The following is a 15,018-nucleotide window of genomic DNA, read 5'->3' as shown; positions in this document are numbered from 1 at the left end:
CCATGGTTGAGAAAACCTTCATTCCCGAGGGTGTCGAGCCCCCGGCATCCCAGATCGGCGCAACCATCGAGGCGCTTGTCGGCACGATTGCGGCGCGCCGGGAGGCTGGCGCGGAAAGCTATACGCATCGATTGCTCTCCGAGGGCGAAGACTCGGTGCTGAAAAAGGTTGCGGAGGAAGCGACCGAGGTCGTGCTGGCGGCAAAAGACATCGAGTGCTGCATGCTCGTCGCGCAGGAGTCGGCCGAGTCGTCTGCTATCGCCATGGGGCAAGACGAGGATGCCGTATGCGCAGAGCTTCCGGCCGAATACTACGAAGCGGTCGATCACCTTCGCTACGAGGCGGCCGATGTCGTGTACCACCTGCTCGTCGTACTCGAGCGCTACGGAATCGGAATCGACGAGTTCGCCGCCGAGCTGAACAGCCGCATGGCGGATGGGGAGCGTCCTTCGGGGGGAATCTTGCTGCACGACGAGTATATCCAAAGGGGGAAATAATGGCTCGACTGTTCGGTACCGACGGCGTTCGCGGCATCGCGAACAAGGAATTGACCTGCGAGACGGCTTTCAAGCTCGGGCAGGCCGCCGTGGCGTTTTTGGGGCGCAACATCGTTATCGGGAAGGATACGCGCCAAAGCGGCGATATGCTCGAGTCTTGCGTGATGGCGGGCATCATGAGCATGGGCGGCACGGCGTTTTGCGCGGGCATCGTTCCCACGCCGGGCGTGGCGCTGCTCGTTCGCGAACTGTACTGCGATGGTGGCATCGTGATATCGGCGTCCCATAATCCTCCCGAGTACAACGGCATCAAATTCTTCGACGCACAGGGCTACAAGCTGCCATGCGATCTCGAGGACGAGATCGAGGCGTTTGTCGTAGAGGGTAAAGCCGACAGGATGGAACTTCCGACGGGCGGCGCGGTAGGCGTGTCGATCCCTGTCGAAAACGCGGCCGAGCTCTACATCGAGCATGCCGTCGAGAGCGTTGCGGAACAGGGGATTCGGTTCGACGGACTCAAGGTGGCGCTTGATGTGGGCCACGGCGCCTCGGCTGTCTCGAGCGCCGAAGCGCTCATTCGGCTCGGAGCCGACGTGCGGGTCATCAACGACGAATTCGACGGCACCGATATCAACGTGTCGTGCGGATCGACTCATCTGGAGCCGCTGCGCGAACTTGTGGCCGAGATGGGCGCCGATGTGGGCATCGCCCATGACGGCGATGCCGATCGAGTCATGTTCGTCGATGCAGACGGCACCGAAATCGATGGCGATGTTGTAGAGGCGGTCTGTGCGATCGACCTGGCAAACCGCGGCCTTCTTCCCGGAAACGCCGTCGTTTCGACGGTCATGTGCAATCTCGGCTTCACGCATGCCATGCGCGGTGCGGGCATTGAGGTCATCCAGACCCAGGTGGGCGATCGTTTCGTGCTCGAGGCCATGCGCGAGCGCGGCCTGGCGCTCGGCGGCGAGCAAAGCGGCCATATGATTTTTCTCGAGCACAACTCAACAGGCGACGGCCTTGTGACCGCGTTGCAGTTTCTTGCCGCATGCCAGCGCTCGGGCGGCACCGTGGCGCAGGCTGCGGCGGTTATGCAGCGGTATCCGCAGGTGCTTTTGAACGTGCAGGTTGCCGACAAGCATGCGCTCGACGGCAACGAGGCCATCGCGCGCGCCGTTGCCGATGCTTCGGCCGAGCTTGGCGACGACGGTCGCATTCTCGTGCGCCCAAGCGGCACCGAGCCTGTCGTCCGCGTGATGGTAGAGGCTTCCGACCATGAAACGGCCCAGCGCTACGCCGATGCGGTAGCCGAGGTCGTTGCGGCCGAGCTGTAACGGAGCTGTAGGACCTTTTGCTTCGAATCGATCGGCGCCCGCGGTTTTCCGCAGGCGCCGATCGCATTTTCCGGGCAAGGGCGCCGATCGCGCATCCCGCCTTTTCGCGCAAGGGCTCCTTTGGGGCTATACGCTCGGATAGAGCGCGGCGCGCAGCAGCGAAAAGAACGCCGTCCGATCTTCCCGACTTGCTCCGAAAGCGCCGACGATGCTTTTCAGGACAAGGGAGCAGAGCTGTTCGACATCGATTTCCTTCTCGATTCGCGCACGGTCTATGGCAGCGTCTTTCTCGTAGGCGCGCATGAGGCCCTGCCGCATGTGCTCGAAGCTCTTCGATTCGCGTTCTTTCCCCTCGGCGCGCGCCCGCATTCCCAGCGCGTGGATTTCGGGAAGCCAGTCCGAGCGAAACGACGAGAGCGCTTCATCCATGGCCGAGGCAGCCCGTTCGGCGAAGTCGACGAATCCCCGATTATCGCAATCGGGTTCGAGATCGGGGCTGCCATGGATCACCTCCTGCCAGAATACGCCGACAACATCGATGATCAGGCTGTCTTTCGAGGGATAGTAGTTGTAGATCGATCCGATGGAGACGCCGCATGCGGCGGCGACGCTGCGGACGCTCACGCTTGCGAGCCCCTGTTCTTTGGCAAGGCGATATGCGGTTTCAAGTATGTCCGCTGCGTCGATGCTGCGATGGGCTCCCATGGTTTGTCGACACCGTTCCTCTCAATAGCCGTACGTTGCGCGCGATTGGTTTTACGAATGCGATTCCATGATAAACCGAGATGCCTGCATTGCGGGCGAGACGGCACCTCTAACGCGCAATGCGATGCCTGTCATGAGGGCGGCGCAATACGAGCAGGGCGGCTAGGGCCACGACGACGATCGATCCGATACCCGCCTGAAGGTTTTGAAGGTGGAGGACCGGGATGCCCTGCAGCACGCCAAGGACGTAGGGCATGAGCCAAAACAGCCAGACGAGTGCGCTGAAGGTATGGAATCTTCTCATGCCCTTCTCATTTTTCCGAGCGAAGGTGACGGTTGCCCAGATGGCATGGACGGCCATGAGGGCGATGGCGAGAACCCCCGAGGCCGCGTGCATGCCGAGTGCGGTTCCGCCGTCCTGGGCCATGACGGTCATCAGGGTAGTGCCGGTCGTATCGAGGGCGAGACCGATCCAGAAGAGGGATAGGTTGCCCTTGGTGAGCGCGCCTCGCTTCCGTTCGCTGAACACTCCGGCGGTGTAACAAACGAGGGCGAGCGATATGGCGGTCGTTGCCGCAACGAGCGTGATATCCATTGCAGATCCTTTCGCTAGATTATGAACACCGTTCATTAAATGAACAACGTTCATAATAGAGTGCGCCGAATCGAAGTCAAGCGAAAGTGAACAATGTTCATAATTAGGTTATCAATCTGTTGCCGTTGGGGCGTATAGGGGAACGGGGCTCTGGTTCGCAAGGGACCCGAGCCCCGTTTTTTGATGGGTCGCAGCGCCGATGGGGCGATGCGACGGATGCCGATGAGGTCGTTCCGAATCGCGTCGACCGGAATGCGAAGTCAGGTCGAGCCATCGGCACCCATTGCCAGGATGGCGATGCAAAATGGGCTTTTACTTCCCCAAGCCAAGCAGGCGCGAAATCAGGCCGCGTTTCTTCGGCTTGCCGCCCTCGACGAACACGATGCCCGCAGGGGAGATCTCGATCGCTTCGCTTTGCGTCTTCGCCCTCGGACGGTCGGGCTGTCGCTCGTCGATTGCAGGTGCTTCGGAGCCGCCTGCGAAAGCGCCGTTCGGTGCATCCTCGGAGCGGTCGGCGCAATCGCCCTGCACGGCATCCTCGCGCTCGTCGGATCGAGCAGCCGGCGCCGGTGCGTTTGCGGCTGCGGCGGCCTTTTCGGCTTTCGCGCGATTCGCGTCGCGTACGGCGGTTTCCGCAGCGGCGGCGAGCTTGCGCGCCTTCGCATCTTCGATGAAGTACTCCTGCGAATCGAACAGCTCTTTTTCGCCGTTCTCGTCGGCGGGCGCGAAGAATCCGAGGGGCGTGTAGCTCTTGTCGGGCAAAAGCTCGCGGAGCTTCGCCGTGTCTTTGAGCGAAACGTCGATGTAATCGGTGATCTCGCGCCGCAGGCTTTCGCCGAGCACCGGCCAGGCGATCTCGATGCGTTTTTCCATATTGCGGGTCATGAGATCGGCGCTCGAGAGATAGAGGTCCATCGCATCGTGCGGTCCGAACCCGTAAATGCGGCTGTGCTCGAGCAGCCGGCCCACGATCGAAACCACCCGCACGTTGTCGGTGTAGCCCTCGATTCCGGGAACGATGCACGAGATTCCGCGCACGAACAGCGTGACGGGCACGCCCGCCTGCGACGCCTCGGCTATCTTCTCGATGATGTCCTTGTCGGTGATCGAGTTGGTTTTGAAGAACAAGCCGCTCGGCTCGCCTGCCTGCGCCCGTTCGATCTCGCGGTCGATGCGGGCGATGATCATCGGCTTGATCTGCAACGGGGCGACCCAGAGGATGTCGTAGTTGTTCGATGCGTTCTCAAGACCCATGTTGCGGAAGAATTCAGTCGCATCCCGCCCGATCGTCTCATCGGCGGTGATGAACGAGAGATCGGTGTAGAGCTTGGCGGTCTTCTCGTTGTAGTTGCCGGTGCCGAGCTGCGTGATGTGCTGCACGCCGCGTTCCGTCTGCCTCGTGATGCAGCAGATCTTCGAATGCACCTTGAAATCGCGGAACCCGTAGATGACGTTCGCCCCCGCCTGCTCGAAGCGCTGCGACCACGCTATGTTGTTGCTCTCGTCGAATCGCGCGCGAAGCTCGAACAGCGCGGTGACTTCCTTGCCGTTCTCGGCGGCGGCGATGAGCGCTTCGGCCAGGTGCGATTGGCTGGCCAGGCGGTACAGCGTGATTTTGATCGAGATGACCGACGGGTCGGTCGATGCCTCGCGCAAAAGCTGCACGAACGCGTCCATGCTTTCGTAAGGGTAGGAAAGCAGCGTTTCCGCTTCGGCAACCTGTTCGATGATGGGGCGGTTGCGGTCGAGGTCGGCGGGCCACTGGGGCGAGAACGGCTGGTTGACGAGTTTGGCGGCGAGCTTGGCGTCGATACGGCCGGCGAGTCCGAACGTGTAGCTCATATCGAGCGGGCAGCTTGTGGCGAACACCTGATGGGGTTTGAGATCGAGGCGCTCGAGCAGGAAGTCGGATACCGTCTTCGAGAGCTTCCGTTCGCTTTCGAGCCGGACGGGAGCCAGGCGCGAGCGCTTTTTGAGAATGCGTTTCATGTGCTCGCGGTAATCCTCGTCGTTCTCGTCGGTGCCCTCGGTCGAATCGAGGTCGGCGTTGCGCGTGACGCAGATCACATTGGTGTGCTTGACGGTGTACATCGAGAACACGTCGGCGGCGATGAACTCGAGCGCGTCTTCTATGAGGATGAACGGGAAGCCTTCGCCGGGAAGCTGGATGACGCGCTCACACTGTCGAGGCATGGGGATGATGCCGAGCGTCACGCCTTCTGCGGCAAGGTTTTTTGCCTTCTTGGTCTGCTTCGCGGTCGCCTTGCCGACCTTGTCTTCCTTTTCGATGCGGTCGTTTTTCTCGGCTCCGTCGGCGGCGTCTTTCTTCTTGTCGGCGGCGGCTTCGTCAAGGCGGACGACAACGTAAAGCGCGCCGTTTTCCAGGTGGGGGAACGGGTGGCGCGAGTTGACGATCTGGGGCGAGAGAAACGGCATCACGTTGAGTTCGAGGTAGCGGCGCAGAAACGCGCGCTGCTCCTCGTCGAGCGACGCCTCGGTAAGGTGGCGGATGCCCGCTTCGGCGAGTAGATCGCGTACCTGGGCGAATGTCTGCTCCTGAATGGGATAGAGCTCGTGGCAGCGTTCGTAGATGGCGTCGAGCTGCTCGGAGGGCGTCATGTTGGTTTTGCTGTCGATGATGCGTTTTTTCACAAGCGAAAGGTCGGTCAGACTGCCGACGCGCACCATGAAGAACTCCTGGAGATTGCTCCAGAAGATCGAGACGAAGTTGAGCCGTTCGAGCAGAGGCACGGTGGGATCGGCTCCCTGGTCGAGAACGCGCTGGTTGAATGTGAGCCACGAGAGTTCCCGGTTCTGCATGAACGGACTCGCGGGAACGGGAACGTGATCGCCGCCTTCGGGGGAGATGCTGCTTTCCGAAAGCATTTCGGCGACGGTGTTTCCGTCTCCGAGCGAGCTGACGGTGCGCATGTTTGCGTCGAGTGGATCCATGGTTACCTCCCGTGCTTATCGGTGCCTGTTCTCGCCTGACCGGAGCCGGTGTTGCCGGCGCCGTTTCGGCCGCTGTGCGATTCGCCGCCCGTTCCGATTCGCTTGCCTTCGCGGCCGAAATCGCTTCTGCCGCGAAGCATGCGCTCGATCAGGTAGCCCTCTCGAACGCCTTTCTTGCATATGACAAGCGAGCTTGCCCCGGTATCGCGCAGGAGCCGGCGGATGATCAGGCACCCCGGAACGAGCGTATGGATGCGGTCGGGCGCGGCTTTGAGGGCGGTGTGGGCGAAGGCGTCGGGGTCGGCGAGGCACGATCCGATGATGGCGTCGAGGTCTTCGGGCGTCAGCCGCTCGGGGCGCACCCCTTGACCGTAGGATTCCGCGCACATCTTCGCGGCGGCACGCACGCTTCCTCCGATGCCGTAGAGCGTATCGCAGCGATAACGGCTCGCGTCGATGGACCCCAGCCGATCCTCGAGCGCGTCCTCGATCGCCCGAGCCTCGCTCTGGGTCGGCAGAATGCCGCGCACGTGCGCGGCGAACGACGAGAGCGACCCCTGTCCGATGCTTACGTTGTCATGGTCGGCGCCTCGGGCGATGCGGGTGAGCTCGGTCGAGCCGCCCCCGATGTCGATGAGCGTGCCCCCCTCGATAGCCCGGTCGCACGTGGCGCCCACGAATCCGAGGTGGGCTTCGTCTTCTGCGGACAAAAGCGTGATGGAAAAACCGCTGCCCTTTTCGATGGCGCGCACGGCGGCAGACGAGTTCTCGCAGTTGCGCAGCACGGCGGTGGCGAACACGTCGGTTCTTTTGCAGTCGAAATACTTGAGGCGTTTGGCGTGGCCTGCGAGCACGTCGAGTGCGTGGTCGATGCCCTTATCGGTGAACGAGCCGTCCGCAACGTGGGCCGAGAGGCCCGCCATCACTTTGTTGTTGAGCAGCGTTCGGAAATCTTTGCGGGTGTAGGAGCGCTTCGAGTCGTCCTTGACTTCGTAGACGCATAGGCGGATCGTGTTCGATCCCAGGTCGATGACTCCGTAATTCGGCATGGACGCTCCTCGTTTTCTTTGCTGCTCGCTACCGTTATTGTAGCGTTCCCGCAGGATGCGAAGCGGGATGTATACGCAGCGTTACCGCGATTTTACTCTGTGCTATGATGAACCGACGCGCCGGGGGCGAAGCGGCCCCGGCCGTGCCGAAGGCGTGCATGCCGATAGGCTGTGCCGCCGCGGTGCGGGGCGAAACGATACGGAGGAAGCCATGCTGGAGACGGTCGAGCTCGGATTGGACAAGCTTTCGAAGGCGGATTACAAACCCATCTACGACGGTTTGGTGAAGCGGCTCGTGGTTCTTCAGCAGGAAGCGCGAGCGAAGGGCGTCGGGCTCGTGGTGCTGTTCGAGGGCTGGAACGGCGCGGGGAAGGGCAGCCGCATCTCCGATTTGCTCTACAATCTCGACGCCCGAGCCACTTCGGTGTACGTGACCCCCGATATCGATACGCAAGAGGCTCGCATGTTCGCCGACATGCACGAGGGCGTGACGGGGTACTACCCGCTCATGCAGCAGTTTTGGAAAGCGCTCGGCCCGCGCGGCGATATGACGTTTTACGATCGCGGGTGGTATACCGCGGCGTTACAGCACATGCTTTACATCGAGTCCGGCGAAGCGCCTGACGAAATGACGGCCGCCAAGCTCGAGAAGGGGCGCGCTTCGGTCGCGGCGGACGAATACGTGGCCTCGATCGAGAGCTTCGAGCGCCAGCTTGTCGATGACGGCTACGTGGTCGTGAAGTTCTTCCTCCATGTATCCCAGCAGGCGCAGCGAAAGCGACTTGCCAAGCTGCATGGCGATCCGGCGACGAGCTGGCGCGTGAGCAAGGCGAAGCTCAAGAGCGCCGAAAACTACAAGCGGGCCTACAAGCTCTACGATCGCCTGCTTTCGGGCAGCGATTTCTCGTTTGCGCCATGGACCCTGATCAGCGGGGAGGACAAGCGGCGCGCCAATCTTGACATCGCGGCTACGCTCGTCAGCGCATTCGAAGTGGCGCTTGCGCGCGGCGACGACCCGGACGCTGCCGCCGCGGCAGAACGGGCGCGGGCCAACTCTGCCGGGATCCTTCGAGAAGGCGATCCGCGCGCTCGAAGCGCCGCAGATCGACAGGCTATCCTCGAGGCGGCCGGGCGCGAAGCGGATGCCTCGTCGCGGCTTGCCCCGCGCGCATCGCGCTTCGAGATCGCCGAAGGCGTTCCCCGTCTTGCCGAAGTGGATCACTCCCTTGTGCTCGGCGAAGGCGATTACCGCCGCCGCCTCAAGTACGAGCAGAAACGCCTTGCCATGCTTGAGCAGGAGATGTATCTGGCACGCGTCCCTCTCATGGTGATGTACGAAGGATGGGATGCTGCGGGGAAGGGCGGTGCCATCAAACGGGTCGCCCAGGCTCTCGACGCCCGCGCCTACACCATCTTCACAAGCCCTGCACCCACCAAGCCCGAGTTGGCCCATCCTCATCTGTGGAGATATTGGACGCGGCTGCCGAAGGCGGGGCACGTGGGCATCTACGATCGCAGCTGGTACGGGCGGGTGTTGGTCGAGCGAGTCGAAGGTTTCGCCTCGGCAACGGAATGGTCACGCGCCTATGACGAAATAAACGAGTTCGAGCGCGAGTTGCAGAAATGGGGGGCCATCCTCATCAAATTCTGGGTCGATGTCTGCCCCGATGAGCAGCTCTCCCGGTTCGAGGCCCGCGAGGCGGATCCTGCGAAGCAATGGAAGATCACCGAGGAGGATTGGCGCAACCGCGAAAAGTATCCGCAGTACAAAGCGGCTGTCGAGGATATGTTCCGCCTGACGTCGACTCCGTACGCGCCGTGGCGCATACTCGAGAGCGATGATAAGCGCTACGCTCGCGTGAAGTCTCTTCAGATCATTAACGATGCGTTAACAGAGCGCTTGCGCGAAAACTGATGCCGCGTTACTATTGTCGCTGTATTATTTAACGACGCGCCTGGCACTGAAGGCGGTGCTTGAGCAAAGGGGTATAAAGCATGGAAACTTTCTTCGGAACCATTCCGATCGAGGCCGTTTGGGTCATCGTGGCAATTATCGTTCTCATCATCGTCATCTTCATTGCAAAGGGTTTCTTCGACGAGATGAAGAAGTAACGCATGCGGCCATCGGCCGTGGATATTACGTACAGAACCGCATGTGCGCCCTCATCGCGGGGGCGCTTTGCTTATTATGAAGTTGAACTGAGATAAGGGGAGCGTTGGCGCGGCATCGATGCGCAACGCTTTCTTGTTTTACATGAGCTGCTACCGAAAGGTCATTATGGCTGACAACCGGCACAATCAAGACGCATCCCCCCGGGCGCGCCATGCCCAGCCTGACGCGAACTCCGGAATGCCGCGCGATGCGTATCCCCAAGCTTCGTCCCGCCAACCCCAATCCCGCCCCGGCGCGCAGGGCGGACAGCCTCGCACCGGGGCTTCGGGCCAGCAGCCTTCCGTAGATGCGCAGGGCCGGCAGCAGGCGCGAAGCGCTTCGTCGCGCCCCAGCGTGCAGCGGCAGGCGCAGGGCCGCAGGCCGGGCCAGCAGGGTTATGCGCCGGCGCAGGGCGGGGCGCGCTACGGGCGCGATATGGTCGGCAAACAGAAGAAGAAGGGCGGCCCGTGGCGGGTCGTCTTCTGGATCGCCCTCGTTGTTTTCATCGGGGCCCTTATCGCACTCGGCGTAATCGCCTTCAGCTATTGGCAGGGGCAGGACAAGTACAGCTCCATCGCCACCGAAGCGTTCGAGGAACCCGCGGACATCGAGGCCACCGCGCTTTCCGATGTCGTCATCGATTGGGATGCGCTCAAGGCCATCAACCCCGATACGGTGGGTTGGGTTTACGTGCCCGGCACGATGGTCAACTATCCGATCGTCCATACCGATAACAACGACAAGTACCTCAAGACCGATTTTCTCGGGGAGACGAACTGGCTTGCCTCGTACGGCGCCATCTTCCTTGCCGCCGAGAATGCGGCTGATTTTTCCGACGCGAACAACATCGTGTACGGCCACCACATGAACGACGGCTCGATGTTCGCCCAGTTCGCCGATTTTCGCGACGAGGGCACGTTCAACGAACATCGCACCGTCTACATCTTCACGCCCGAGCGCAACTACAAGCTGACCACGTTCTCGCTCGTGGTGGTGGATGCGAGCGACCCGCTTGCCCAGCCGAGTTTCGCCGATGCCGAAGAGCTGCAATCCTACGTTCAGGACAAGATGGACCGCAGCACGGTCACGCCCGATCCCGCCACGGTGGCGGCCGACGGCGTCGAGAAGATGTTCGCGTTCGTCACCTGCGCCGATTACTCGGCGACCAACGATCGCATCGTGCTGTTCGCAAACGTTGCCGACAGCGCGGTCCCCGCGAACGCGAGCACACCCGAAGACGATGCGGGCGGATCGATCGATCCCGAAGATGCGGCAGCTGCCGAAGACGCCGCGGGAGACGTCGCATGAGCCAGTCTGCGTTTCCCGGGGAAAGGCCCGATCGACCTGAAGAGGAATGTGCCGTTTTCGGCGTGTACGCGAAGGGCGAAGACGTTGCCCGCATGGCGTGCTTCGGCTTGCAGGCCCTGCAGCATCGCGGGCAGGAAAGCGCGGGCATCGCCGTCGGCGATGGCGAGACCATCACGGTTGCAAAGGATCTCGGGCTTGTGACGCAGGTGTTCGACGAATCGACCCTCGCCGCTCTCGACGGGTTCGTGGCCGTGGGGCATGCCCGCTATTCGACAAGCGGGGGAGCGGCCTCGTGGGAAGCCGCGCAGCCGCACATTTCCGCCATCGACGACGTGCTTATCGCGCTTGCCCACAACGGCACGCTCGTCAACACCAACGCCATCCGCACGAGCCTCATAAGCGAGGGCGTGCAATTCCGCTCGCATACCGACAGCGAGGTGGCCGCGAAGGCCATCGGCTACGTCACCCAGCAGACCCATCACCTGAGAAACGGCATCCGCCATGCGATGGAAACGCTCGAGGGCGCCTATGCTATGGTGCTCGCAAGCCCCGATTCGCTCTATGCGTTTCGCGACCCGAACGGCATCCGGCCGCTGTGCGTCGGGAGGCTTCCCGACGATCGCGGGTGGGTCGTGTCAAGCGAAACCTGCGGCCTTGATATCGTGGGAGCAGAATACGTGCGCGATGTGGAGCCGGGCGAGATCGTGCGTTTCAACGACGAGGGAATGCACTCCGAGCAGGGGGTTGCCCCCCGCAGGCGTGCCGCCTGCATTTTCGAGTATGTGTATTTCGCGCGACCCGACAGCGTTCTCGACGGCATGAGCGTGTACCAGGCTCGCCGCAACATGGGGCGCGTTATCGCTCGGGAATCACCCGTCGAAGCCGATCTCGTGCTCGGCGTGCCCGATTCGGGCGTGCCCTCCGCGATGGGCTACGCAGCCGAGAGCGGCATTCCGTACGCCGATGGCATCGTGAAGAACCGCTATGTCGGACGCACGTTCATCCAACCGACTCAGGCCATGCGCCAGCTCGGCATCCGTTTGAAGCTCAATCCGCTGCCGTCGGTTATCGCAGGCAAGCGGCTCGTCGTGATCGACGACAGCATCGTGCGCGGCAATACGTCAAAAAAGCTCGTGGACATGCTGCGCGAAGCGGGAGCTGCCGAAGTGCATCTGCGCATCGTGAGCCCCGAGGTTTTATGGCCGTGCTTTTACGGCATCGACACCGATTCGCGCGACCAGCTGATCGCCGCCAACATGACCAACGCCGAAATGTGCGAGTTCATCGGTGCCGATTCGCTTGCCTTCATCACGCTCGAAGGCCTGCGCGATTCGATCCGGGCGAACCACGAAGGTTTCTGCGAAGCGTGCTTCACGGGCGAATATCCTGTGGACATTCCAGAGTCCATCAGCAAGAATAGTTTTCTGACCAAAGCCGATTTTGCGGAAGCGTCGGGATTGCAGTAAATGCCATGCGCCTGGGCAGCGGGCGAGGTTTTTCGTACAAGGAGATGAGATGACAGAGAGAATCACCGTAAGCGCCGTCGAAAGGGACGATGCGCCCGCCATGCCGAGCTGGGCACAGGGTGCGACGACCTACGCTCAGGCCGGGGTCGACACCGCCGAAGGGGCTCGTGCGGTCGACGCCATCAAAGGCGCCGTCCATGAAACCTACCGTGACGAGGTGATCGGCGACATCGGCGGATTCGGCGGCTTGTTCTCGATTGCTGCGGCTAAAAACATGGCCGATCCCATCCTCGTTTCCGGCACCGACGGGGTAGGTACGAAGCTCAAGGTGGCGCAGCTTGCAAACAAGCACGATACGGTGGGAATCGATCTTGTGGCCATGTGTGCCAACGATATCCTCGCAACCGGCGCGGAGCCCCTGTTCTTCCTCGACTACGTCGCCATCGGCAAGCTTCGCGCCGAAGCGGTCGCCGAGGTTGTTTCGGGCATTGCAGAAGGATGCAAGCAGGCGGGCTGCGCGCTCATCGGCGGCGAGATGGCGGAGCACCCCGGTGTCATGGATCCTGATGATTACGACCTTTCGGGCTTCTGCGTAGGGGTGGTCGACCGCCCCGAGATGCTCGATCCCAAGCGCGTGCAGGTAGGAGACGTGCTTGTCGGCCTCGCTTCGAGCGGCCTCCACTCTAACGGTTACTCGCTTGCCCGCAAGGTGTGCGTGGAGGGAAAGACCCACTACGAGCTGCGCCTCGAGCGCGAGGAACTCGGCGGCTTGAGCGTGGAGGAGGCGTTGCTCGCCCCGACGCGCATCTACGTGAAGCAGGTGCTTTCGGTGCTGAGGAAGCATCCCAAGGCGGTTCGCGCCCTTGCGCACATCACGGGCGGCGGCATTTCGGAAAACCTTGATCGCGCGCTTCCCGATACGGTCGATGCAGAGGTGGAGCTGGGAACTTGGGATGTTCCTCCGATCGCGACATTCGTGTGCAACGCCGCCAAGCTCGATGAGACCGAGGCGCTCAAAACGTTCAACATGGGGCTCGGCATGGTGCTCATCGTCGATCCGGCGAAAGTCGGCATCGTCGAGGAGGCGCTCGCCGCAGCCGGCGAGAAGACCTACCGCGTCGGTCGCATCGTCGAAGGCGAGGGCAAGGTCGTCTATGCGAACGAAGGCTGCCTGTTCGCCTCGAACGACGCCGAAGAGCCTGAGGCGGATTAGGGCAAAGGCATTGCGGTCTCGCCGAATCGACAGCTGGCGCATGGCGCGGAAAACCGCTTTTCGGCCCTTGCGCGCGCTGCCTTCGCCCGAAGGTCCGATGAAGCGCATCGGGTCGGTGTACTATGGAAGTTGACGGAAGGGGTGCGAAATTGACCGGTAAGCTCAAAATAGGCGTATTGCTCAGCGGCAGCGGCACGAACCTCGCTGCGATCATCGATGCGATCGAAGAGGGGAGCCTGAACGCCGAAATCGTCGAAGTCATCTCGTCGAGACCCGAGGCGTACGGCCTCGTGCGCGCCAAGGAGCACGGCATCCCCACCTGCTCGCTCAACAAGGACATCTACGCCGACCCGGCTACGGCGAACGAGATCATAGCCGCCGAACTCAAGCGGGCGGGTGCCGAGTACGTGGTCATGGCCGGCTACATGCGCAAGCTGACCGAGGAGGTTCTGCTTGCCTATCCCGATAAGGTTTTGAACCTGCATCCGGCATTGCTGCCCTCGTTCAAGGGAGCCCATGCCATCGAGGACGCTTTCAACGCCGGCGTCAAGGTGACGGGCATCACCGTGCACTTCGCCAACGCCGAGTACGACAAGGGGCCGATCATCGCCCAGCGCGCCGTTGCGGTCCGCGAAGACGATACGCTTGAAACGCTTGAGGCTCGCATCCATGAAGCGGAGCACGAGCTGTATCCCGAGGTGCTGCGCTGGCTTGCCGCCGGGCGCGTCTCGATAACCGAAGAGAGGAAGGTGCGCATCAGTGAATAGGGAAACGCTGACCAGGATCATCGGGGACCTCACCGAGGGCTTGACGCCCGAGCTTACAGCCGAGGACTTCCCGTGCTTCTCGGCCGAGGCGACCGAGGGCAACGAGCACGTTTCGCCCGATTACCTCGACGTCATCGCGAGAAGCCTGGACAAATCAGACATCGCCACGTTCGAGCGGGCGGCTAAGGCGATGGACGACGGTGATCTGGCCTGGATCGGCTTCAAGATCGTCTACGATCCCGAGGCCGCCATGTCCAACACCGATAACGAGGTGACGAAGAAGTACGGCGACGAGGGCTCGGCCGACGGCGAGCCGCTCGTGTTCTTCTGCAACGATGCGAAAGAGTGCGTCGCCTCGCGCCCGTATTCGCCGCGCGATTTCTTCCAAATGAAGGACGTGACTCGCGGTCCCTCGATGCACAACGAGCAGTTCGAGGGCCTCACGTGGGCAAGCGTGCCCCTATTCGATTCGGTTCGCGTGTGGCTGCTTGGGGCAAGCGACGCTTCGAGCGAGGTTGCCGCGCTCGCTCATCATGTCGGCTTCGATGTGACGGTTGTGGATTACGACCCCGCATATGTGAACGAGAGCCGTTTCCCCGATGCTCATCGCATCGTTCTTCCGGGTTTCGACGAGCTCGACAAGATCAAAGCAGATGATTCCGATTACGTGTGCGTGCTCACGCGCGGGCATATGTTCGACCCCGAGGGCTGCGTTTGGGCGCTTGCGAACAACGTGCATTACGTGGGGATGATGGGATGCGCCGGCAAGAACGAGCGCGTGTACGAACTGGTTCGCGAAGCGGGGATGACCGACGCGGATTGGGAGCGCGTGAAGCGGCCGATAGGTTTGAAATTCGGTGCGAAGACACCCGCCGAGCTGGCTATATCCATTGTGGCCGAGCTTGTGGACGTCAGGTACCGGCAACGTTACAGCGAAGAGGCCCGTGCGAAGCACGAAGCCAGTTTGGGAAGGAGCTAAG

At 61.8% G+C, this 15,018-nt stretch carries 12 protein-coding genes; 8 read left to right on the top strand and 4 right to left on the bottom strand.

Translation table 11 applies throughout. The features are described 5' to 3' along the window. Nucleotides 1–2: 2 nt before the first annotated feature. Entirely contained in the window at nt 3–497 is a 495-nt protein-coding gene (gene hisE / locus C1719_RS12130; protein ID WP_102375350.1) for a phosphoribosyl-ATP diphosphatase, read from the top strand. After that, nucleotides 497–1,831 carry a phosphoglucosamine mutase gene (gene glmM, locus C1719_RS12125; RefSeq protein WP_102375349.1) on the top strand — a complete coding sequence of 445 codons (1,335 nt, stop codon included), beginning with the start codon at nt 497–499 and terminating at the stop codon, nt 1,829–1,831. The genes hisE and glmM overlap by 1 nt, the downstream gene beginning before the upstream one ends. 126 nt (nt 1,832–1,957) lie before the next feature. Here the strand turns inward: glmM and C1719_RS12120 are convergent, their stop codons facing one another. The 4 genes from C1719_RS12120 to C1719_RS12105 all read right to left on the bottom strand — a co-directional run bounded on the left by C1719_RS12120 (nt 1,958) and on the right by C1719_RS12105 (nt 7,132). Continuing rightward, a complete protein-coding gene (locus C1719_RS12120) occupies nt 1,958–2,536 on the bottom strand; it encodes a TetR/AcrR family transcriptional regulator (protein WP_102375348.1) in 579 nt (192 codons plus the stop codon). Between the two features lie 109 nt (nt 2,537–2,645). Further along, a complete protein-coding gene (locus C1719_RS12115; RefSeq protein WP_102375347.1) occupies nt 2,646–3,131 on the bottom strand; it encodes an HsmA family protein in 486 nt (161 codons plus the stop codon). Between the two features lie 312 nt (nt 3,132–3,443). Beyond that, complete coding sequence (gene ppk1, locus C1719_RS12110) at nt 3,444–6,017, bottom strand: polyphosphate kinase 1 (RefSeq protein ID WP_180963689.1); 2,574 nt, start codon at nt 6,015–6,017, stop codon at nt 3,444–3,446. 68 nt (nt 6,018–6,085) lie between these two features. Further along, nucleotides 6,086–7,132 (bottom strand): Ppx/GppA phosphatase family protein, encoded by a 1,047-nt coding sequence (locus C1719_RS12105; protein ID WP_102375345.1) that lies wholly within the window; start codon nt 7,130–7,132, stop codon nt 6,086–6,088. Between the two features lie 211 nt (nt 7,133–7,343). Here C1719_RS12105 and C1719_RS12100 point away from each other — a divergent pair, with 211 nt between their 5' ends. The 6 genes from C1719_RS12100 to C1719_RS12075 all read left to right on the top strand — a co-directional run bounded on the left by C1719_RS12100 (nt 7,344) and on the right by C1719_RS12075 (nt 15,017). Next, nucleotides 7,344–9,047, top strand: coding sequence for a polyphosphate--AMP phosphotransferase (locus C1719_RS12100; RefSeq protein WP_102376059.1), 1,704 nt, complete (start codon nt 7,344–7,346; stop codon nt 9,045–9,047). 363 nt (nt 9,048–9,410) lie between these two features. Next, nucleotides 9,411–10,592, top strand: a complete 1,182-nt coding sequence (gene srtB / locus C1719_RS12095; RefSeq protein ID WP_245874509.1) for a class B sortase — start codon at nt 9,411–9,413, stop codon at nt 10,590–10,592. Then, nucleotides 10,589–12,058, top strand: a complete 1,470-nt coding sequence (gene purF / locus C1719_RS12090) for an amidophosphoribosyltransferase (RefSeq protein WP_102375344.1) — start codon at nt 10,589–10,591, stop codon at nt 12,056–12,058. Before srtB ends, purF begins: the two co-directional genes overlap by 4 nt. 49 nt (nt 12,059–12,107) lie before the next feature. Continuing rightward, the gene (gene purM, locus C1719_RS12085) at nt 12,108–13,271 is read left to right on the top strand and encodes a phosphoribosylformylglycinamidine cyclo-ligase (RefSeq protein ID WP_102375343.1); all 1,164 of its coding nucleotides are present in this window, start codon (nt 12,108–12,110) and stop codon (nt 13,269–13,271) included. Nucleotides 13,272–13,393: 122 nt separating this feature from the next. After that, nucleotides 13,394–14,038, top strand: a complete 645-nt coding sequence (gene purN / locus C1719_RS12080; RefSeq protein WP_180963585.1) for a phosphoribosylglycinamide formyltransferase — start codon at nt 13,394–13,396, stop codon at nt 14,036–14,038. Further along, nucleotides 14,031–15,017, top strand: a complete 987-nt coding sequence (locus C1719_RS12075; protein WP_102375342.1) for an XdhC family protein — start codon at nt 14,031–14,033, stop codon at nt 15,015–15,017. Before purN ends, C1719_RS12075 begins: the two co-directional genes overlap by 8 nt. The last annotated feature ends 1 nt before the right edge of the window (nt 15,018 follow it).

It is taken from the genome of Raoultibacter massiliensis (assembly GCF_900199545.1).
Lineage (GTDB): Bacteria > Actinomycetota > Coriobacteriia > Coriobacteriales > Eggerthellaceae > Raoultibacter > Raoultibacter massiliensis.
This window is presented reverse-complemented; position numbering and strand designations above follow the sequence as displayed.